We start from the raw sequence: 19,811 nt of genomic DNA on the forward strand, positions 1-19,811 counted from the left end.
GGATTTAAGCAATGTTGGAATTTATCCAGATTAATGAAAATGATAATGTTGTTGTTGCATTGCAGGATTTACAAAAAGGCCAATCCATTTCGGTCAATGGGCGTGAGATTGAGCTTAAAGATGACCTGACACGTGGACATAAGATTGCTGTTAAGGACATTCAAGAAAATGAATTTATCGTGAAATATGGCTATCCAATCGGGCATGCCACAAAAGTAATTTCTGCCGGTGAGCATGTTCATACACAAAATACAAAAACCAATCTTGATGGAATAAAAGACTATCAATTTAGCCAGAAGCTAGCCGAAAATCCTTATAAAAATGAGAACCGGACCTTTAAAGGCTTCAGGCGGAAAAACGGTACCGTCGGAATCCGCAATGAATTGTGGATCGTTCCGACTGTTGGCTGCGTCAACGGTGTCGCAGAAACGATCATCAAGCGTTTCCAAAAGGAAGTGGGCGAAATCAGCCCGTTTGAAAATGTCCTGGTATTAAAGCACAATTATGGCTGCTCCCAGCTTGGCGACGACCATCACAACACAAGGACTATTTTGCAGGATGCAGCCCTTCATCCTAATGCTGGCGGCGTCCTCGTGTTAGCACTTGGCTGTGAAAATAATAACTTATATGAATTTAAGGAAAGCCTTGGCGAATTTGATGAAGGCCGTGTGAAATTCCTCGCTTCCCAAGAGGTTGGCAACGAGATTGAGGAAGGAGTTAAGCTTTTAAAGGAAATCTATGAAAATGCCAAAAGCGATAAGCGCGAAGAGGTCCCATTATCCGAACTAAAAATTGGATTGAAATGTGGGGGTTCAGATGGCCTCTCAGGAATCACGGCCAATCCATTGCTTGGAAGACTGTCAGATTTCCTTGCTGCCCAGGGAGGAACCACAGTGTTAACTGAGGTGCCTGAAATGTTCGGGGCGGAAACGATTCTAATGGAACGGGCAGAAAATAAAGAGGTTTTTGAAAAAACGGTTGAATTAATCAATGACTTTAAACAATACTTTATCGCCAACAATCAGCCTGTGTATGAAAATCCATCACCAGGGAATAAAGCGGGCGGGATCACTACCCTTGAGGATAAATCGCTCGGTTGTACACAAAAAGCGGGCACTTCCACTGTGACGGATGTGTTAAAATATGGCGAAAGATTAAAGAAAAAAGGACTAAACCTGTTGAGCGCCCCAGGAAATGACCTTGTTGCCGCATCTGCGCTGGCTTCGGCCGGCTGTCAAATAGTTCTCTTTACAACAGGACGGGGAACACCGTTTGGCACTTATGTTCCAACCATGAAGATTTCGACCAATACCCCGCTATTTGAAGCGAAGCCTCATTGGATTGACTTTGATGCCGGTGTATTGCTCGAGAAGTCAGCCGATGTAGTTCTAAGGGAGTTTATTGACTATGTGATTAAAGTGGCGAGCGGTGAATTTGTAAACAATGAGAAAAATGACTTTAGAGAGATTGCTATTTTTAAAACGGGTGTAACATTATAAGCTTTGATAAAATAGAGTCAATATCCTTTTGCGGAAAAGAACTCAGTAATGGAGGCAGTTTTCAATGGAGCAAAACTTAGTTTCGTTATTAAAACAAGAAAAAATTGTGGCAATTATTCGCGGCATTCCAAACGGCAGCGGCGAAGACACAGCCAAAGCCCTGGCAGCAGGCGAAGTTTCATTTTTAGAAGTGACATTAAACACTGATGGCGCCCTTAATATGATTAATGATCTGAAAGGGAAATTTGGCAGTCAATTACGAATTGGTGCGGGAACCGTTTTGGACCTTGAGATGGCAAAGGAAGCGGTTCAGGCAGGTGCAGAATATATTGTGTCGCCAAACCTGGATGAAGAGGTATTGGCATACGGACTTGAACAAGGTGTGGAAGTTTGGCCTGGAACGTTGACTCCTACTGAGATTGTCCGGGCGTATCGCCTCGGGGCAAGCGCTGTTAAGGTTTTCCCAGTCAGCTCAATGGGCGTGAAATATATTAAAGATATCAGAGGACCGCTTAACCATATTCCCATGATGGTAACAGGCGGAGTGAATCTGGACAATATCAAGGAGGTTTTGGGCTACGGAGCCATTGCAGTTGGGCTCGGTGGAAATCTAGTAAACAATGAGTTAATTAAAAAAGGTGATTTTGAGCAAATTACGCAATTAGCTGCGGCGTATACTAGACTAGCTAAAGAGGTGCAGGTACATGCAGCCAAATAACCGTACGGATGTACTGACAATTGGGGAAAGCATGGTTCTTTTTCAAACAATCGGTGAAAAAGGGATTAAGTATGAGCCGCTCTTTACAAAGTCCCTTGCAGGTGCCGAATCAAATGTTGCCATCACCCTGACGCGTTTAGGCAAGAAGGTTAGATGGGTCAGTAAACTAGGAAAAGATCCGTTTGGTGACTTTATTTTGTCAACACTTGGCGGAGAGGGAGTAGATGTATCCTATGCCCTCCGTGATGCGGAAAAACCTACGGCGGTTTATTTTAAAGAAAGTAAAAGCTATGGGGATCCAACCGTTTATTATTATCGGAAAAACTCAGCCGCTAGCAATCTTCAGCCAGAAGATGTGAAAAAAGAGTGGTTTGATGGTGTAAAGCATTTGCATGTTACAGGAATAACACCGGCCTTAAGTGAAAATGCTGCCGAAGCTATCCGAAAAGCAATGGAAATGGCCAAGGATATGGGACTGACCATTTCTTTTGACCCGAATTTACGGAGAAAGCTCTGGAGTGAGGAGAAGGCGCGGAGTGTTTTACTTTCGCTTATCCCGTTATGTGATGTGTTTCTGCCAGGCGTGGAGGAAGCAGAGTTCCTTTTAGGTCAACAATCCATTGAAGAATATGGCGAGAGATTCCTGCAAATGGGGCCGAAAGTAGTTGTCTTGAAGCTTGGTGCCGAGGGATCGATGGGCTTTATTAACGGCGATTCTGTTAAAGCAGCCCCTCATGTAGTCACACAGGTTATTGATACGGTCGGGGCTGGTGATGCGTTTGCAGCAGGGTTTCTCTCTGTGTATTTAGATAACGAGGCTGCTTTGACTCATGTATCCCTAGAAATGGCTTTAACCAGGGCCAATATTTTGGGTGCGTTGGCAACTCAATTTAAGGGTGATTGGGAAGGGAATCCATCTCTTGAGGAGATCAATTCCATTATCGCAGGCAGGATAGAAGCTACAAGATAAATATGTAATGTTGAGGTGATTGACTTGTTTTACTTTGGAAATAAGGAAAATTCTGTGGAAGCAGGAGAAGGTGCCAAAAGGAAGCTTTTGGGAAGGGGCGGAAGCCTGATGATGACAGAAGTAAGCTTCCAAAAGGATGCCATTGGTGCGATCCACTCCCACCCGCACGAACAGGTAAGTTATATTGTTCAAGGAAGTTTTGAGTTCAATTTGGATGGAAACGTCCAGCAAGTGGTGAAAGGGGATAGCATCTACATCCCTTCAAATACTTTGCATGGGGTTAAAGCGCTTGAAGATGACTCGATTATATTGGATGTTTTTACACCACAGCGTGAAGATTTTCTATGATTTAAATCAATAAGACCGGGCTTCTGCCAGGTCTTATTTTGTTACAAAACGGAAATCTCCGCTACTATGTTCTTTTGGTCAGGAGTGGTTCGTTCCTATAATCCGATTATACTATAAGAAGGGAAATTTTGACAAAAAATAAAGAAATAAGCCTGTTGAGCTTCGACATTTTCCGGGAAATTTTTATACAAAAATAGCTTCCCAATAGAATGGAAGCTATTCATATTATTGGAGGACAGGCTGAGAAATGCCCGTAATTTCCTTCGCGGCTAAACGTGCTTTTTCTTTGGCAGCGGCAACAATTTCCGGTACCTTTTGCGGATAAAGGTCCAAACCCTCAGCAATGACACTATTCATGACGTCAATTCCTAGGAAGTTAAGGGCAATTTTTAAATAACGGTCTCCAGACTCTAATTCCTGGACAGGGGAACCTGTATATTGGCCGCCGCGGGTTTGAATATGAATCGCCTTTTTCCCTGATAATAGTCCTTTTGGTCCGTTAGGAGTATGGGTGAAGGTTTTTCCTGCAATAAACAGATTATCGAGGAATGCTTTCAAGACCGCAGGTGAATTTAAATTCCATAATGGTGAAACAAAGACATAGTAGTCAAATCCAATAAATTCATCTGCAAGAGCGTGCATTTTAAGGATTTTTTTCCTTTCGGTTTCTGAAAGCTGGTCTAATGTATAGCCGTATCCTGCTAATTTTCCGCGTGCAAATACTAAATCTGCATCCATTTGGACAAAATCTAATTGGAACAAATCCATTCTCTTAATTTCTACATCCGGCCTTTCATTTATAAAGGATTCGAGAAAAGCCTCCCCAATTTGCAACCCTTTTGATTTTTCAAGACCCTTTGGATTTGCGGTAATATAAAGTAATTTCTCCATCAACACACAACCCATCTGTTTAAATGATTACATTACTTCTATTATAAGAAATTTACTTTGCTCAATTTTGAACAATAGGTGAAGTTCTTGAACATTAGGTGACCATTATAGTTTTCAACATATGAATTGGTAAATTTTTTTTTATATTAGCGCTTACAAAAAGTTATTGACGAAAAAAGTCGACGGTGGTATTCTACAAATACAGAAATTAATTTGTTAGTTCATTAAACAAATTAATGGAAGTATAAACCAATCTCGAGATGAACAAATTATTTTTAAACATTTATGAAAAGGATTACAAATAAAAGACTATGGAGGGAAGAAACATGGCTCAGAGTGCCAAAGTGAAAGCACCAGATTTTAATGTAGAAAAAGCAGCAGTTCGTCCGTTTGGAATGAGAGATAAATTAGGTTATTTGTTTGGTGATTTTGGAAACGATTTCTTCTTTATTTTAGTGGCATCGTTCTTAATGGTCTATTACACAGATGTTTATGGTCTTAATCCTGCTTTTGTAGGAACCCTTTTCTTAGTTGCCCGCCTATGGGATGCTGTAGCCGATGTTTCTTGGGGACGTTTTATTGACACAAGAAAAGCAGGGAAAAACGGTAAGTTCAGACCATGGATTTTTAGAATGTCATTTCCGCTTGTCATCACTGGTGTGTTAATGTTTGTACACATTCCGGGAATGTCTACAGGATTTTATGAAGCATATGCATTTGTAACATATATTTTATGGGGAACATTATATAGTACGGTTAATATTCCGTATGGATCAATGGCTTCTGTAATTACAGGTGATCCAGTTGAACGTACTTCACTATCAAGTTGGAGAACATTAGGAGGAAACCTAGCTGGTTTAATCATTAACGTAGTTGGTCCAATGATTCTGTTTGTCAATAATAAGGCTGATGCCAATCACTTTTTATTAGGGGCCATCATTTTTGGAGTACTTGCCATTGCTTGTTATATGGCTTGCTACAAAATGTCAGTAGAACGTATTACAATCACTGATTCAAAAAAGGAAAAAGTGAATTTAGGTCAAACATTAAAGGGCCTTGCAAAAAACAAACCTTTACTGTGGATTTTGATTGCATCATTGGCTTTCATGGTGACATTTATGTTAATCGGTGCAGTAAACGTTTACTTGTTTAAAGATTATTTTGGCAATGCCAAAGCTTTAAGTATGGTTGGTCTTATTCAATCTGTAGCAGTATTTGTGGGAATGCCATTGGTTAAGCCATTAGTAGCTAAATTCGGGAAAAAAGAAGTTGCTGCTGCAGGGTTGTTACTCGCAGCTGTTGTATATGGCGTTTTATATCTGCTTCCAAACCTTAATGCAAACCAATTTATTGGGATTTTAGCGATTGCCATGTTTGGCTACGGATTATTTAACTTAGTCGTTTGGGCATTTGTAACTGACGTTATCGATTATCATGAATACCTGACTGGTTTACGTGAAGATGGAACTGTTTATTCAATCTATTCCTTTGCCCGTAAAGTAGGACAAGCGATTGCTGGTGGTGTGGGTGGTTTTGCGATTGCATCAGTTGGTTATAATGCAACTCTTAAGGCGCAAACACAGGAAACATTGAATGGAATTCATACACTCGCCACATTGGTTCCGGCAGTTACTCTACTTGTAATTTTCTTAATTCTTGTATTCCTATATCCATTAAATAAGAAAAAAACACAACAGCTTGCTATTGATTTGGCTGAAAAGAGAAAAGCTTCTTAATATGAATGATAGAAGATAGTTAAGGGAACTTAGCTATCTTCTTTTTTTTGCAAAAAAACCCCCTTTTTAAAGGGGGGGTTAGGAAACGGTTTCATTCTCCTGCTGTTCAAATGGTAAATTCAGCATCGGAACACCAAGGAAATGTTTAATCGCAAGGGCACATGCACCTAATACGCAAGACTTTTTCCCAATTGAAGAAATGGATAACTCACGGTAATGACTAATAGACGAATGTAAATTTCTCTTAATTTTATCAAGAGCATCCGGATACATCCTTAGAAGTTCACTGTCGAGCACAAGGACATCAGGATTGTAAATATTAATCATATTATTTAAGCCGACGGAGAGATAGTAGAGTAACTGTTCCAGCTGCTCGTGTACTTCTTGGTCACCTTCATCAAGCCATTTTTGAATATCCTCATAGGATAGGTTTTTCATTTGTCTTTTTTCGGATAGATACTCGAATATACTTGATTCTGAGGCGTACTTCTCCCAGCATCCTTTATTGCCGCAGTTGCATGGCCTGCCTTCAGGGACAACAATCATATGGCCAATCTCACCAGCAAAGCCATCATGCCCGCGGAAGAAGTCATTTTTCATCATCATTCCCATTCCAATTCCAGAATAGAGAGTGGCACAAAGCAGGTTATCTGTTTCATGGTGGAAAAATACCCGTTCTGCAAAAGAGCTTAGGTTGGCATTGTTTTCAAGATAAACATCGATATCAAGTTCATTTTCAAGATCGGTTTTTAAATGAATATCCTCCCATCCAAGTCGTGGTACAAAATGAACCACTTCGTCCTTCCCAACAAGGCCATGGATGGCAATGACAATTCCGACAATTCCGTAGTGGCTGTCAGTGTATTCCGCTTTATATTTTTTAATTTGCTCAACTAATATATGAAGAATCTCTGCATAGTCTGTTGTGTTTATTTTAATAATAGTAGATGTAACAGGATGACCCAGCAGGTCTGATAACGTAAAGGATATTTGACCATAATCAAGGTCGATTCCAAGGGCATAGCCTGCATGGCTGTTTAATGAAAGCATAATCGGCTTTCTTCCGACAGAAAAATGCTCAAGCTGTGTCTCAATAATCAGTCCTTCATCCAAAAGGTCAGCAACCTGGGCAGAAATGGTAGCTCTCGTCAGGTCAGTCACTTTGGATATATCTGCGCGGGAAATCATTCCTGCTTTTACAATTTCCTTAATGATTAAGGAACGATTTATTTTTTTTATATATGCCGCATCACCGGTAATCATTGAGTTCCTCCATTTTATACACTTTTATAAGTATTTCTATTATATCAAATTATTAAATGGCGGAAAAACATATTATTGATTTCCTTCATTGACGAATTAAGATAAACATGATAATTTATACTTGTAATTAATTAGTTTAATAAACAAATTAAACTAAACTATATGTATTTATTAAATTTTTTTAGTGCAATTGAAAGGGTTTACAGCTAAAGCTTTACTATTGGGAGGGAATAGAATGAAAGCTTTTTTAGATAATCATTTCTTATTAAATACCGAGACAGCTAAGGGACTTTATGAAAATGCCGCGCAGGGATTGCCAATCTTTGACTTTCACTGCCATTTAAATCCCCAAGAGGTTTGGGAAAACAAACCATATCGAAGCATTACGGAAGTGTGGCTTGGCGGCGACCATTATAAATGGAGAGCCATGCGTATGCATGGTATTGGCGAAAGGTTCATTACCGGCGACGCTGATGACTGGGAGAAGTTTGCTGCCTGGGCGGAAACAGTGCCTCATTTAATTGGCAACCCGCTTTATCATTGGACACATATGGAATTAAAAATGTTTTTTGGAATCGAGAAGGTTCTTAATCCGGAAACCGCCCGTGAAATTTTTGACGAGTGCAATGAAAAACTCGAGAAGCCGGAATTCAGGCCAAGAGCCTTCATCGAACGATCTAATGTAAAATTTATCGGTACTACAGATGACCCAGTTTCAACTCTTGAATACCACCAATTGTTGAAGAAGGATGAAACGTTTAAGGCCATCATTGCGCCAACCTTCCGTCCTGACGGTGCCCTTTTCATTGAGCGGCCAACCTTTAAAACATGGCTTGAAACATTATCGGAAGTATCCGGGATTAAGGTGGACTCTTTAGATTCGTTTTTACAAGCATTAAAACAGCGGGTTGATTACTTCCATGAAAATGGCGGCCGAGCATCTGACCATGATATTCAAAAAATGGAATATGTACACACGACTAAAGAAGAGATTTCACCAATTTTTGATAAGAAGTTCAATGGTGAAGAGCTTGATGAAGAAGAAATCACTCTATATAGAGCGTTCCTATTGACGGAGCTTGGAAAAATGTATGCGGAAAAACAATGGGTCATGCAGCTTCATATGGGAGCCATGCGCAGCAATAATACGAAAATGAAAAATCTGCTTGGTCCTGATACAGGTTTTGATTCTGTTGGCGAAACCAATTTTGCTGAAGGCATCTCCCGCTTTCTTGATGCTCTTGACGTACAGAATGCATTGCCAAGAACGGTATTGTTTAACTTAAACCAGAAGGATAATGTTGTTCTTGCTGGCATGATGGGTAATTTCTATGAAGAGGGTATTCCGGGTAAGGTTCAATTTGGTTCAGGCTGGTGGTTCCTCGATCATATCGATGGAATGGAAAAACAAATGAAGGATCTTGCAAATGTTGGGTTATTAAGCCACTTTATTGGTATGCTGACAGATTCCCGCAGTTTCCTATCTTACGCAAGGCATGATTATTTTCGTCGAATCCTCTGCAACATTCTGGGAGAATGGGTGGAAAGAGGCTTAGCGCCAAATAATCAGGAGTTCATGGAGCAAATGGTTAGAAATATTGGCTATCACAATGCAGAGAAGTATTTCTTACAGCGATAATTTAGAAATGCCTTTCTTGATGTTCTTTGCTTAAAACGCTATTATGGATGGTATATTAATGGTGCCCGCGAGCCCAAACCGATAAACGGAGGGAGATTGTCATATGTCAAAGCAACAAATTGGTGTAGTTGGATTAGCTGTAATGGGGAAAAATCTTGCTTTAAATATTGAAAGCAGAGGGTATTCCGTTGCAGTCTTTAACCGCTCTTACGAAAAAACAGAGGAATTTTTGAAAAATGAAGCAGAGGGTAAAAACTTTGTTGGTGCCCGCACTGTCGAGGAATTTGTTAACTCTTTAGAAAAGCCTCGCAAAATTTTATTAATGGTTAAAGCAGGTACTGCTACCGATGCCACAATCGACTCTTTAAAGCCATTTCTTGAGGAAGGCGATATTCTGATCGATGGCGGAAATACATTCTTCCAGGACACCATCAGAAGGAATAAGGAACTAGCGTCAGCAGGATACCATTTTATCGGAACTGGCGTATCCGGCGGGGAAGAAGGCGCATTAAAAGGACCTTCGATTATGCCTGGTGGTAAACAGGAAGCTTATGAGCTTGTCAAACCGATTTTAGAAGCCATCTCTGCAAAAGTCGAAGGTGACCCATGCTGTACGTATATCGGTCCGAATGGGGCAGGACACTATGTGAAAATGGTTCATAATGGCATCGAGTATGGCGATATGCAGCTAATTTGTGAAGCATACTTTATCCTTAAGAATGTCCTTGGTTTAAATGCAGAGGAGCTTCATCAAGTATTTGCCGAGTGGAATAAAGGCGAACTAGACAGTTATTTGATTGAAATTACCGCTGACATTTTTACAAAAGTGGATGAAGAAACTGGAAAGCCAATGGTTGATGTCATCATGGATACTGCCGGCCAAAAAGGTACTGGTAAATGGACAAGCCAAAACGCTTTAGATTTAGGTGTACCGCTGCCGCTTATTACTGAATCTGTATTTGCGCGCTTTATTTCAGCGATGAAAGAGGAACGTGTAAAGGCAAGCAAAGTATTGAATGGGCCTGAGGCAAAATCATTTGAGGGCAATAAAGAAGAGTTGATTGAAGCGGTTCGTAAGGCATTATACATGAGTAAAATTTGCTCTTACGCACAAGGCTTTGCACAAATGCGCTCAGCATCTGAAGAGTACGATTGGAATCTTCGCTATGGGGATATCGCAATGATTTTCCGCGGCGGCTGTATCATTCGTGCCCAATTCCTGCAAAAAATTAAAGATGCTTACGATCGCGACCCAGAATTGAAGAACCTGTTATTAGATCCATACTTTAAGGAAATTGTGGAAGGCTATCAGCAATCACTACGTCAAGTGCTATCCTTGGCAATTGAACGCGGTATTCCGGTGCCATCTTTTGCAAGTGCGATTGCTTACTATGACAGCTACCGTACCGAAACACTTCCTGCGAACCTATTGCAGGCACAGCGTGATTACTTTGGTGCCCACACGTACCAGCGTATTGACAAAGAAGGTACTTTCCATACAAACTGGATGGAATAAGCTTCCTTTTTTCACCTAAAAAGAGACAAAACCTCCAAACAAATGGATGGTTTTGTCTCTTTTTTTACTTAAACTAAAATACAAAAAGCAATATCAGTCAAATTTAATAAGAATGAAGGCAGTTTCAGAGAATGTTTTTCTCAAGCTTAAGGCGTAAAATATAAGTAAGCTTTGATAACGCTTACTACTAGGGAAGGCGTGAGAGCTGTGGAAGATTTAATTTCCCTGCCATATAAAAGAAAAGTATTAGATGAATGGATTTATGCATCTTATCGAATGCGCGGAGTGGAATCCTATACTTTTCAGTTTCACTCACATCACGAGTATGAGATTTATTTCTTCTGCGGCGGTGATTGTAAGTATTTAATTAATAATCGGATCTATGAGCTAGTACCCGGTGATATTATTCTTTTGGATGGCATGACCTTGCATAAAGCCAACCCCTGGGGTGAGAGCATCTATACGAGAAGTGTGCTTCATTTTTCTCCAACATGGCTGTCTGATTTGATTTCCACACTCGGAATACCGAATTTGTTAATGCCGTTTAAAAAATTGAACAACCCGCTTCTACGTACGCGCTATGATGAAAATGGCCAATATGTGGACGGGCAGATGAAAAAAATATCGGGGCTTCTAACCGAAATCGATGAAGAGCTTCAGCGTACGGGTAAAAAGAGTGAACTATTAGAAGCTGAAGTGAAGCTTGAGCTGACTCAGTTGCTGCTTGCTATCTATAAAATGAGTAAGAAGGAGCTAGCGCAAGTAAACAGCAGGAAGACAGAAAAGGAAGTACATGTAGAGGAAATTGCTTCTTGGATAAGAGACCACTATACAGAGAAAATTAGTTTGGACCGTATTTCGTCCGAGCTTAGTTTAAGCAAATATTATGTATCGCATGTTTTTAAAGAAGTCACAGGTTTTACTGTGATGGAATATGTAATGGGCTGCAGGCTTAACCAAGTGAAGTTCTTGTTAGAAATGGAACCAGATCTATCCTTAGCTGAAGTATCTAGTGCATCGGGGTTTGAAAGTCTTGCACATTTTAGCCGCTTTTTTAAAGAAAAGGTGGGCATTACACCGTCACGCTATCGAAAAAATAAACTACAACCAGCAACACAGCAATAAGGAGGAGTCGCTATAAATGAATCAAGATTTATTGATCTCAGGATTTTCAGATGAAATTTCATCAGATTTTGATACACAGCTTGAGGTTGTTTCAAATCTAGGCATGCGTTATTTATCTTTGCGGGGCATTGATGGGAAAAACATCGGTGACTTTACCGTTGCTGAGATTAAAGAAAATGTCCTTCCGCGTCTTGAAAAAGCGGGAATAGCTGTATCATCGATTGGATCTCCTATTGGCAAGGTCTTCATCAATGATGAAGAAGGCTTTGCAAAACAAAAAGAAATGCTTGAAACCCTATGCCAGATTAGCAATCTGTTGGACTGCAAATATATTCGTATTTTTAGTTTTTATATTCCAAAGGGTGACAACCCTGATATTTACCGCGATGATGTTATTCGCAAAATAAAGGAATATGCAGCGATTGCGAAGGAATACAATGTCATTTTATTGCATGAAAATGAAAAGGATATTTTCGGAGATATCGCACGACGCTGTCATGAGATATTAAAAGAGGTTAATTCTCCGTACTTTAAGGCGATATTTGATTTTGCCAACTTCGTCCAATGCGGTGAAGATACCCAGGAATGCTATGAATTATTAAAGGATGAAGTGGTGTATATTCACATCAAAGATGCGGTTACTACAGATAATCAAAATGTTGTCTGCGGTACAGGTGAAGGGAAAATTCCTGAACTCCTCTCCCAATTTCTTAAAGCGGGCTACAAAGGCTTTTTAACACTAGAGCCTCATTTGGTTCTCTTTGATTCATTAAAGGATTTAGAGCTTGAAGATGCGGCCGAGATCATTAAGGACAACAAAGGGCTTGATGGTGCAGGCGGCTATAAACTTCAATATGAAGCACTTTTAGAAATTCTTAAAAAAATTGAAAGCGAGGAAAGGTAAAAATGGAACAAGTAAAATTAGGGATTATTGGTTTAGGCGCAGAAGGTGGTATGTACGCTAAATTCATTTCAGAAGGCAAAGTTAAAAATATGGTAATCGGTGCAATTTGTGATAATGACCCGGCTAAAAAACAAGTAGCACAAGAAAATTATCCTGATGTACCTTTTTATGATAATTATATCGATATGCTTGAAAGCGGTGACGTTAATGCAGTCGTTACAACTGTTCCGCATTACCTCCATCCTGAAATGGGAATTGAAGCACTAAAACGAAACATCCATGCATTAGTGGAAAAACCAGCTGGTGTATATACAAAACAAGTAAAAGAGCTAAACGACTTTGCAGCGACAAAGCCTGACGTTAAGTTTGCAATCTTCTTTAACCAGCGTACAAACCCGCTTTATAAAAAAGTAAAAGAACTTATTGATAATGGTGAGATTGGAAGCATTCGCCGTACCAACTGGATTATCACTACTTGGTGGAGACCGCAGGGTTACTACGATCAAAGTGAATGGAGAGCAACATGGGGCGGAGAAGGCGGCGGTGTTCTTGTAAACCAAGCGCCGCACCAAATTGACTTGCTTCAGTGGATTTGCGGTATGCCTAAAAAGGTTTATTCAAAAGCAAACTTTGGCTATCAAAGAGATATTGTTGTTGAAGACGATGTAACTGCAGTTTTTGATTATGGAAATGGTGCTACTGGTGTATTTGTAACATGTACGCATGATGTAGTGGGGACAGACCGTTTAGAAATCTTAGGCGATAAAGGAAAAATCGTGGTAGATGATAGTAAAAAAATCACTATCAAACGCCTGAATAAGCCTGAAAATGAAATGAGCGCAACCATGAGTATGCAAGATGTTATGAGTATTTTCATGGGCGGCGGTCAAGGTGATATTTTCACTGAGGAAGTCCTTGAATTTGAAAGCGTTTGGGGCGGTCAGCACATTGCTGTATTAGAAGACTTTGCTTCAGCGATCGTAGAAGGTACACCATTATTAGCACCAGGCAGCGACGGTATTAATGGTGTTAGACTTGCAAATGCGATGCATCTGTCAAGCTGGTTAGGCAAGGAAGTGGAAGTACCATTTGATGAAGATTTATTCTTAGAAGAACTAAATAAACGGATTGCAGAAGAAGGTAAATATCCGGTTAGAAAGTAATCACCTTAAACGAACTCAATGCTAATTCAGCTTTGAGTTCGTTTCAAAAAAGGGGAGAAGCATATGCTTAAAGCGGCGGTAATAGGACTTGGAGATATCTCTAAAATTCATATACCAGCTATACAAGCAAATCCAAACACTGAGCTAGTGGCAGTTTGTGACATAAATGAATCCTTAAAAGATACCGTACCTGGCGTAAACTTTTATACAGATTATCACGAGATGCTAGAAAAGGAAGCGCTTGATTGTGTCCATAACTGTCTGCCTCACTATCTGCACTACCCTGTAACAAAAGCTTGTGTAGAAAAAGGTGTTCATGTTTTTCAAGAGAAGCCGTTGGGCTTGAACGCGGAAGAGGGACAGGCGCTGGTAAAACTTGAGAACGAACATAGTGATATTAAAATTGGTGTGTGTTTACAAAACCGATACAATGAAACGTTTGAGACACTTCTAGAGATCGTTAAGAGCGGTGAATACGGCAAGGTTACAGGAGTAAAAGGTCTGGTAGCTTGGTTTAGACCGAAGGCTTATTATGATGCCAAACCATGGCGCGGCAAAATGGAATTGGCCGGCGGCGGTGTGATGATTAACCAAGCATTGCATACCATCGATTTAATGCAGCTTATTGGCGGTGAAATCGACTCCATTAAAGGATCTATAAATCAATTATTGGACTATGGAATTGAAGTGGAAGATACGGCATCGGCCCATATCCATTTTAAACATGGAGCGAAGGGCTTATTCTTTGCTACTAATGCAAATGCAGAAAATTCAAGCGTTGAGCTTGAGGTATTGTTAGAAAAAGGAAAATTCAACATCAAAGACAGCATCTTGGTGAGAGTAACAGAAGAAAGTAAAAAAGAAGTATTGGTGGAAGATGCGAAACTGCCAGGTGCAAAATTCTATTACGGGGCAAGCCATTTCAAAACCATTAACCAATTCTATCAATGTATTCTCCAAAATTCTCATGATTATGTTCATGCGAAGGATGCATTCGTTTCTATTTCAATGATTGATGCTATACGTAAATCTTCAGAGATAAAACAAGCAGTTAAAATGGAGGGATAATCAATGAAAAAGGGTAAAATCGGCGTTCAAATGATGATGCTAAAAGGCAAAGTGGAAGAGCTAGGTGCCTATGAAACAATGAGAAAAGTAAGTGAGCTTGGCTATCACGCAGTTGAAGTTTCTCAAATTCCTATGACTCCAGAGAACGTAGCGGAGATAAAAAGGGCAAGTCAAGATTTTGATATTAAGATTGCGGCTCTTTCTGCTGCGGTAGAGCCAATGCTTCCTGGAATGCCTGGTGAGGCATTGACAAGTGACTTTGAAAAAATCGTAAACGACTGCAAGACCCTGGATTGTAACTTCTTACGTATAGGTATGCTGCCATTAACAGCTATCGGTCATAAAGATAAAATCATGGAGTTTATTGGGAAGGCTGAAGAAATGGCTCACAGATTGGCTGAACACGGAATTGAATTGTATTACCACACACACCACATAGAATTCCAAAAATATGATGGTCAGTATTTGTTGGATATTATTAAGAATAACACCACTAAGCTTGGGTTTGAATTAGATGTTCACTGGATTCAAAGAGCGGGCGTAAATCCTGTAGAATTTGTTAAAGAATATACAGGCCGTATCTCACTCCTGCACTTGAAGGATTATCGTATTGGACAAATTGATACAAGTGAAATTGACTTCAAGGATATGGGTAAATTCTTTGACCTATTCACGAATACGATTGAATTTGCAGAACTTGGCGAAGGAAACCTTGATATTAAAGGTATTATGGAAGCAGGCCTTGAAAGCGGGGCACAGTATTTCTTGGTAGAACAAGATGATACCTATGGCCGTGACCCATTTGATTGCTTGGAGATTTCAGCTAATCACTTAAGAAAACTAGGTTATTCTGATTGGTTTTAAAAATATTAGAAAATAAAACAAGAGGCTGTTATAAGTGGCAGCCTCTTTTTGTGTGCGTAAAGTGAAATATAAAAATTAGATTTATGTTTCATTACTCATTTCTTCTTGTTTTCTTGTTATTCTTTTAAAGGCTAGACTTGCTGAAGAGAGAATCACAAGACCTAATAGGCTTACACTGAAAAAGAACTCTAATCCCGATAATAAAGATGTTTTAAAAGCACAAAAATATGTACAAACCCACCTTAGTGAAAAAATTTCTCTAAAAGAAGTAGCTGACCATTTACATTTAAATGCTAGTTATTTCAGTAGAATGTTCAAGAAGGAAATGGGAGAAGGTTTTATTGAATATGTGACAAGAATGAAAATGGAAAAAGCAATAGAATTGCTGGATCATTCGGTAAAGTCAGTAGAACAGATTGCATTTGAGTTAGGCTTTGAAAGTAAAAGTTATTTTTTAAAAACATTTAAAAATAATTATGGCTTTTCTCCAAAGTCCTATAAGTATAAAGATAAAGAATCTATATAAATGCAAGGTTTTTTGCATAAAAAAACCAATCCACTATTTTATTTTTGTGGATTGGCTATTACTGGTTCTGATGAATCGAATGGTACGAATTCTCCGTGCTTTTCGATCAACTCAACAACTGTTTTAATAAGCTTTTTCATGGTTTATTTCCTCCTAGTGATTTGATACTCTCATTATCAGGGAATGGAAGGATTTTGACAAAGTGGCTGAAAACGGAAACATTCGAGGTGAAAACGAAAACAAAGTTACTGAAAGCGTACTTCATCTACCTTTTTCTTAGTATTTCGCTGTTTTTCTCCGTTTTTCAGGAGTTATAAGGTACAGGCAATTTTCAAAAACAACAACCATGGTAATTCGTTATTGGCTCACCAAAAATAAGAGTACACTTTAGCAAATAAATTGACGTAAAATAACGATAGTGATATGATACAAATGAATTTGTTAGTTTGATAAACAAATTAAATTAAATGGTGGAATACATCTCTTTTTTGTAATATTTGTAAGGGATTACACTGCGTAACAGATCTTGAAAAAAGGCCGTACATGTAAATTTTTCATAAGGAAACACTAAAGATATAGAGAAGGAGTGAAGAATTGTGGGTGTTATTCAAGACTTACTAAAAGATATCCCAGTGCCGAAGATGGCAAAAGTGAAAGTGAATTTTAGCGACGAGAAAATTGATAATCTTGAACATGCGTTAATGGATAAATTACAGCAAGAACATATAAGAAAAACAGTTAAGCCTGGAATGGAAATTGCCTTGGCAGTTGGCAGCAGGGGACTTGACCGGCTTGTTGAACTAACGGAAGTGACGGTGCGATTCTTAAAGGAACTTGGTGCGAAGCCATTTATTGTTCCAAGCATGGGAAGCCATGGCGGTGCAACTGCTGAAGGACAGCGTGAAGTGTTAGCGCATCTTGGCGTCACAGAAGAAAGTGTTGGCTGTGAAATCCGCTCCTCGATGGAAGTGGTTAAAATTGACGAACTGCCAAATGGTTTGCCAATTTATATTGATAAATATGCTTCAGAAGCTGATGGTATTGTCGTTATCAACCGGGTGAAACCACATACTGCTTTTAGGGGCCCTGTTGAAAGCGGCATTATGAAAATGATCAGCATTGGTTTAGGTAAGCAAAGAGGCGCAGAGGCCTGCCATCAATTAGGCTTTAAGTATATGGCGGAAAATGTTCCGGCAATGGCCAAGGTTATCATGGCGAAAAAGCCTGTTCTTTTTGGTGTGGCATCCGTTGAAAATGCTTTTGATAAAGTGGCAGCAGTGGACGTTCTTACGCCTGCAGAAATTATCGAAAAGGAAGCTGACCTGCAGAAAAAAGCAAAAGAGCTATTGCCTAAGCTTTTCTTTGATCAATTGGATGTTCTTGTGATTGATGAAATTGGTAAAAATATCAGCGGTGATGGAATGGACCCGAATATTACCGGACGTTATCCTACTCCGTACGCCTCTGGCGGCCCTGATGTTAACAAAATGGTCGTGCTATCTGTTACTCCTGAATCCGAAGGAAATGCCAATGGGGTAGGTACTGCTGATTTTACAACTCAACGCCTAGTGGACAATATGGACTTAGAAGGAACATATGCCAACGGCTTAACTTCAACGGTTGTGTCGCCTACAAAAATAGCCACCACACTGCCGAATGATAAACAGGCGATTCAAGCTGCCGTTAAGACGTGTAATATTTTAGATTTTACCAAAGTGAAAATGGTGCGCATTAAAAATACACTGAAGATCAGTGAAATAGAAGTTTCTGAAGCTTTGCTCGATTATATAGCCAATCATCCAAATATGGAGCAGGTTTCAGATTTATATGAAATTAACTTTGATGAAAATGGAAATTTATTTTAGAAAAATTGGGGGAGAACAATATGACAAACTTATTTGACCTAACCGGAAAAACGGCTGTAGCCGTAGGTGGAAATGGCGTATTAGGCTCAGCTATGGCAAAAGGATTAGCAGAGCATGGGGCAAAGGTTGCCATTGTCGGCCGCAATCTTGAAACAGCTGAAAAGGTTGTAAAGGAAATCGTCGAAGCTGGCGGGGAAGCGAAGGCTTTCCAAGCAGATGTTAGTTCAAAGGATTCCTTGCAGCACGCAGCAACTGAAATCGAACAATGGGCTGGCGGCTGGGACATTCTCTTGAATGCACCAGGAACCAACAGTGCGACTCCATTCTTTGATCTTGACATGGATGAGTATGACAAAATCATGGATATAAACTTAAAAGGTATTGTGATGACCTGCCAAATTTTTGCGAAGCGAATGATTGAACAGGACAGAAAGGGCAGCATTATTAATATTTCGTCTGTTTCATCGACAACTCCGCTGTCCCGCGTCTTTACGTATTCTGTATCAAAAGCCGGCCTTAATAGCGTGACCCAATTTTTAGCGCGTGAATTTGCGGCAAATGGAATCCGTGTCAATGCGATTATCCCTGGGTTCTTCCCTGCTGAACAAAATCGTAAAATTTTGGACAAGGAGCGGATCGAGTCCATTATGCGCCATACACCAATGAACCGCTTTGGTGAAGCTGAAGAGCTTCAAGGGGCAACTGTATGGCTTGCGTCTGAGAAAGCCTCAAGCTTTGTGACAGGCGCAATGATCCGTGTGGATGGCGGTTTCGGAGCAATGACCATTTAAACATAATGATGTCAATTCCCTAATAAGATAACAATGATGAAGTATAAATAGATTGATTTACCCGAGGGGAGAGGGGACAATGCTTACCGAGAAATACAGTAAATTACAGTCTATTCTCCGAGAAATGGATTCCGTTGTCGTTGCCTTTTCAGGCGGTGTGGATAGTACGTTTCTGTTGAAGGCTGCCGTCGAGACATTAGGGCCTGAGAAGGTCCTGGCGGTTACAGCCGATTCAGAAACCTATCCATCAAGCGAGCTTCAAGAGGCGATTAAACTAGCGGAAAAAATCGGCGTGAAGCATCAGGTAATTGAAACTTCCGAGTTAGCGATTCCCGGTTATGCAGAAAACAGTAAAAACCGCTGCTATTTTTGCAAAAGCAGCTTGTTTGATCATTTAATCCCTGTCATGGAAGAAAAGGGTTTTAAAAATGTCATTTATGGTGTTATTGCCGATGATATGAATGAATTCCGTCCAGGCATGCAGGCTGCTAAAGAGAAGGGAATTCGCGGCCCGCTTCAGGAAGCAGACCTTTATAAGGAAGAAATCCGCGAGCTTTCCCGCGAGTTTGATTTGCCGACGTGGGATAAACCATCGTTCGCCTGTCTTTCTTCGAGGATTGCCTATGGTGAGTACATTACGAAAGAAAAGCTGACAAAGGTGGAAAAAGCAGAATACTATTTAAAATCCTTGCAAATCCGCCAGGTTCGCGTAAGAATTCACCAGGATATCGCCCGAATTGAGGTAGAGCCTAAAGATATGGCAATCATTCTTGAAAATCATGATACCATTGTGCGTAATTTACAAGAGTTTGGCTATAAATATATAACACTTGATTTAATTGGCTATCAAAGCGGAAGTATGAATAAGGTTCTTTCCTAAAAGCTTTTTTCATTTGTTTTGCCTCCATAGAAAATTCACCTTTAA

Annotated in this window: 18 protein-coding genes; 16 read left to right on the top strand and 2 right to left on the bottom strand. The window is 39.9% G+C overall.

Going from position 1 to position 19,811, the window contains the following annotated elements:
* The first annotated feature begins 11 nt into the window (after nucleotides 1-11).
* The 4 genes from KHB02_RS10420 to KHB02_RS10435 all read left to right on the top strand — a co-directional run bounded on the left by KHB02_RS10420 (nucleotide 12) and on the right by KHB02_RS10435 (nucleotide 3,535).
* A complete protein-coding gene (locus KHB02_RS10420; protein ID WP_241113801.1) occupies nucleotides 12-1,499 on the top strand; it encodes a UxaA family hydrolase in 1,488 nt (495 codons plus the stop codon).
* A gap of 64 nt (nucleotides 1,500-1,563) precedes the next feature.
* The gene (locus KHB02_RS10425) at nucleotides 1,564-2,217 is read left to right on the top strand and encodes a bifunctional 4-hydroxy-2-oxoglutarate aldolase/2-dehydro-3-deoxy-phosphogluconate aldolase (RefSeq protein WP_213141154.1); all 654 of its coding nucleotides are present in this window, start codon (nucleotides 1,564-1,566) and stop codon (nucleotides 2,215-2,217) included.
* Nucleotides 2,204-3,187: a sugar kinase gene (locus KHB02_RS10430; protein ID WP_213141153.1), complete on the top strand. Its 984-nt coding sequence runs from the start codon at nucleotides 2,204-2,206 to the stop codon at nucleotides 3,185-3,187. Before KHB02_RS10425 ends, KHB02_RS10430 begins: the two co-directional genes overlap by 14 nt.
* 24 nt (nucleotides 3,188-3,211) lie before the next feature.
* Nucleotides 3,212-3,535 carry a cupin domain-containing protein gene (locus KHB02_RS10435; RefSeq protein WP_241113802.1) on the top strand — a complete coding sequence of 108 codons (324 nt, stop codon included), beginning with the start codon at nucleotides 3,212-3,214 and terminating at the stop codon, nucleotides 3,533-3,535.
* A 225-nt stretch (nucleotides 3,536-3,760) separates the two neighbouring features.
* Here the strand turns inward: KHB02_RS10435 and KHB02_RS10440 are convergent, their stop codons facing one another.
* On the bottom strand, nucleotides 3,761-4,426 hold the full coding sequence (locus KHB02_RS10440) for an FMN-dependent NADH-azoreductase (protein WP_213141152.1): 666 nt from the start codon (nucleotides 4,424-4,426) through the stop codon (nucleotides 3,761-3,763).
* A 326-nt stretch (nucleotides 4,427-4,752) separates the two neighbouring features.
* Between KHB02_RS10440 and KHB02_RS10445 the strand changes: the two genes are divergently transcribed.
* Entirely contained in the window at nucleotides 4,753-6,162 is a 1,410-nt protein-coding gene (locus KHB02_RS10445) for an MFS transporter (RefSeq protein WP_213141151.1), read from the top strand.
* 78 nt (nucleotides 6,163-6,240) lie between these two features.
* Here the strand turns inward: KHB02_RS10445 and KHB02_RS10450 are convergent, their stop codons facing one another.
* Nucleotides 6,241-7,425 carry an ROK family transcriptional regulator gene (locus KHB02_RS10450; protein WP_213141150.1) on the bottom strand — a complete coding sequence of 395 codons (1,185 nt, stop codon included), beginning with the start codon at nucleotides 7,423-7,425 and terminating at the stop codon, nucleotides 6,241-6,243.
* 235 nt (nucleotides 7,426-7,660) lie between these two features.
* On the opposite strand from KHB02_RS10450, the gene uxaC reads away from it, so the two are divergent.
* From uxaC to larE, 11 genes are all read left to right on the top strand, one after another.
* A complete protein-coding gene (gene uxaC, locus KHB02_RS10455) occupies nucleotides 7,661-9,064 on the top strand; it encodes a glucuronate isomerase (protein WP_213141149.1) in 1,404 nt (467 codons plus the stop codon).
* A 103-nt stretch (nucleotides 9,065-9,167) separates the two neighbouring features.
* The gene (gndA, locus tag KHB02_RS10460) at nucleotides 9,168-10,580 is read left to right on the top strand and encodes an NADP-dependent phosphogluconate dehydrogenase (protein ID WP_213141148.1); all 1,413 of its coding nucleotides are present in this window, start codon (nucleotides 9,168-9,170) and stop codon (nucleotides 10,578-10,580) included.
* Between the two features lie 207 nt (nucleotides 10,581-10,787).
* A complete protein-coding gene (locus KHB02_RS10465; RefSeq protein ID WP_213141147.1) occupies nucleotides 10,788-11,705 on the top strand; it encodes an AraC family transcriptional regulator in 918 nt (305 codons plus the stop codon).
* A gap of 16 nt (nucleotides 11,706-11,721) precedes the next feature.
* A complete protein-coding gene (locus KHB02_RS10470; RefSeq protein ID WP_213141146.1) occupies nucleotides 11,722-12,609 on the top strand; it encodes a sugar phosphate isomerase/epimerase family protein in 888 nt (295 codons plus the stop codon).
* A 2-nt stretch (nucleotides 12,610-12,611) separates the two neighbouring features.
* Nucleotides 12,612-13,772 carry a Gfo/Idh/MocA family protein gene (locus KHB02_RS10475; RefSeq protein WP_213141145.1) on the top strand — a complete coding sequence of 387 codons (1,161 nt, stop codon included), beginning with the start codon at nucleotides 12,612-12,614 and terminating at the stop codon, nucleotides 13,770-13,772.
* Nucleotides 13,773-13,835: 63 nt separating this feature from the next.
* The gene (locus KHB02_RS10480; protein ID WP_213141144.1) at nucleotides 13,836-14,840 is read left to right on the top strand and encodes a Gfo/Idh/MocA family protein; all 1,005 of its coding nucleotides are present in this window, start codon (nucleotides 13,836-13,838) and stop codon (nucleotides 14,838-14,840) included.
* A 3-nt stretch (nucleotides 14,841-14,843) separates the two neighbouring features.
* Entirely contained in the window at nucleotides 14,844-15,704 is an 861-nt protein-coding gene (locus KHB02_RS10485) for a sugar phosphate isomerase/epimerase family protein (protein WP_213141143.1), read from the top strand.
* A 175-nt stretch (nucleotides 15,705-15,879) separates the two neighbouring features.
* Nucleotides 15,880-16,230, top strand: coding sequence for a helix-turn-helix transcriptional regulator (locus KHB02_RS29755; protein WP_277398217.1), 351 nt, complete (start codon nucleotides 15,880-15,882; stop codon nucleotides 16,228-16,230).
* A gap of 596 nt (nucleotides 16,231-16,826) precedes the next feature.
* Nucleotides 16,827-18,095 carry a nickel pincer cofactor-dependent isomerase, group 22 gene (locus KHB02_RS10495; protein WP_213141142.1) on the top strand — a complete coding sequence of 423 codons (1,269 nt, stop codon included), beginning with the start codon at nucleotides 16,827-16,829 and terminating at the stop codon, nucleotides 18,093-18,095.
* Nucleotides 18,096-18,115: 20 nt separating this feature from the next.
* Entirely contained in the window at nucleotides 18,116-18,886 is a 771-nt protein-coding gene (locus KHB02_RS10500) for an SDR family oxidoreductase (RefSeq protein ID WP_213141141.1), read from the top strand.
* 79 nt (nucleotides 18,887-18,965) lie between these two features.
* A complete protein-coding gene (larE, locus tag KHB02_RS10505; RefSeq protein WP_213141140.1) occupies nucleotides 18,966-19,766 on the top strand; it encodes an ATP-dependent sacrificial sulfur transferase LarE in 801 nt (266 codons plus the stop codon).
* Nucleotides 19,767-19,811 lie beyond the last annotated feature (45 nt).

It is taken from the genome of Neobacillus citreus (assembly GCF_018343545.2).
Lineage (GTDB): Bacteria > Bacillota > Bacilli > Bacillales > Cytobacillaceae > Neobacillus > Neobacillus citreus.

Excerpts from the sequence above, each read along its gene's own strand:
- KHB02_RS10470 (WP_213141146.1), top strand. The coding sequence starts at position 11,722 with ATGAATCAAGATTTATTGATCTCAGGATTTTCAGATGAAATTTCATCA.
- KHB02_RS10475 (WP_213141145.1), top strand. The coding sequence starts at position 12,612 with ATGGAACAAGTAAAATTAGGGATTATTGGTTTAGGCGCAGAAGGTGGT.
- larE (WP_213141140.1), top strand. The coding sequence starts at position 18,966 with ATGCTTACCGAGAAATACAGTAAATTACAGTCTATTCTCCGAGAAATG.
- KHB02_RS10485 (WP_213141143.1), top strand. The coding sequence starts at position 14,844 with ATGAAAAAGGGTAAAATCGGCGTTCAAATGATGATGCTAAAAGGCAAA.
- KHB02_RS10500 (WP_213141141.1), top strand. The coding sequence starts at position 18,116 with ATGACAAACTTATTTGACCTAACCGGAAAAACGGCTGTAGCCGTAGGT.
- KHB02_RS10425 (WP_213141154.1), top strand. The coding sequence starts at position 1,564 with ATGGAGCAAAACTTAGTTTCGTTATTAAAACAAGAAAAAATTGTGGCA.
- KHB02_RS10450 (WP_213141150.1), bottom strand. The coding sequence starts at position 7,425 with ATGATTACCGGTGATGCGGCATATATAAAAAAAATAAATCGTTCCTTA.
- uxaC (WP_213141149.1), top strand. The coding sequence starts at position 7,661 with ATGAAAGCTTTTTTAGATAATCATTTCTTATTAAATACCGAGACAGCT.
- KHB02_RS10440 (WP_213141152.1), bottom strand. The coding sequence starts at position 4,426 with ATGGAGAAATTACTTTATATTACCGCAAATCCAAAGGGTCTTGAAAAA.
- KHB02_RS10420 (WP_241113801.1), top strand. The coding sequence starts at position 12 with ATGTTGGAATTTATCCAGATTAATGAAAATGATAATGTTGTTGTTGCA.
- KHB02_RS10445 (WP_213141151.1), top strand. The coding sequence starts at position 4,753 with ATGGCTCAGAGTGCCAAAGTGAAAGCACCAGATTTTAATGTAGAAAAA.
- KHB02_RS10430 (WP_213141153.1), top strand. The coding sequence starts at position 2,204 with ATGCAGCCAAATAACCGTACGGATGTACTGACAATTGGGGAAAGCATG.
- KHB02_RS10480 (WP_213141144.1), top strand. The coding sequence starts at position 13,836 with ATGCTTAAAGCGGCGGTAATAGGACTTGGAGATATCTCTAAAATTCAT.
- gndA (WP_213141148.1), top strand. The coding sequence starts at position 9,168 with ATGTCAAAGCAACAAATTGGTGTAGTTGGATTAGCTGTAATGGGGAAA.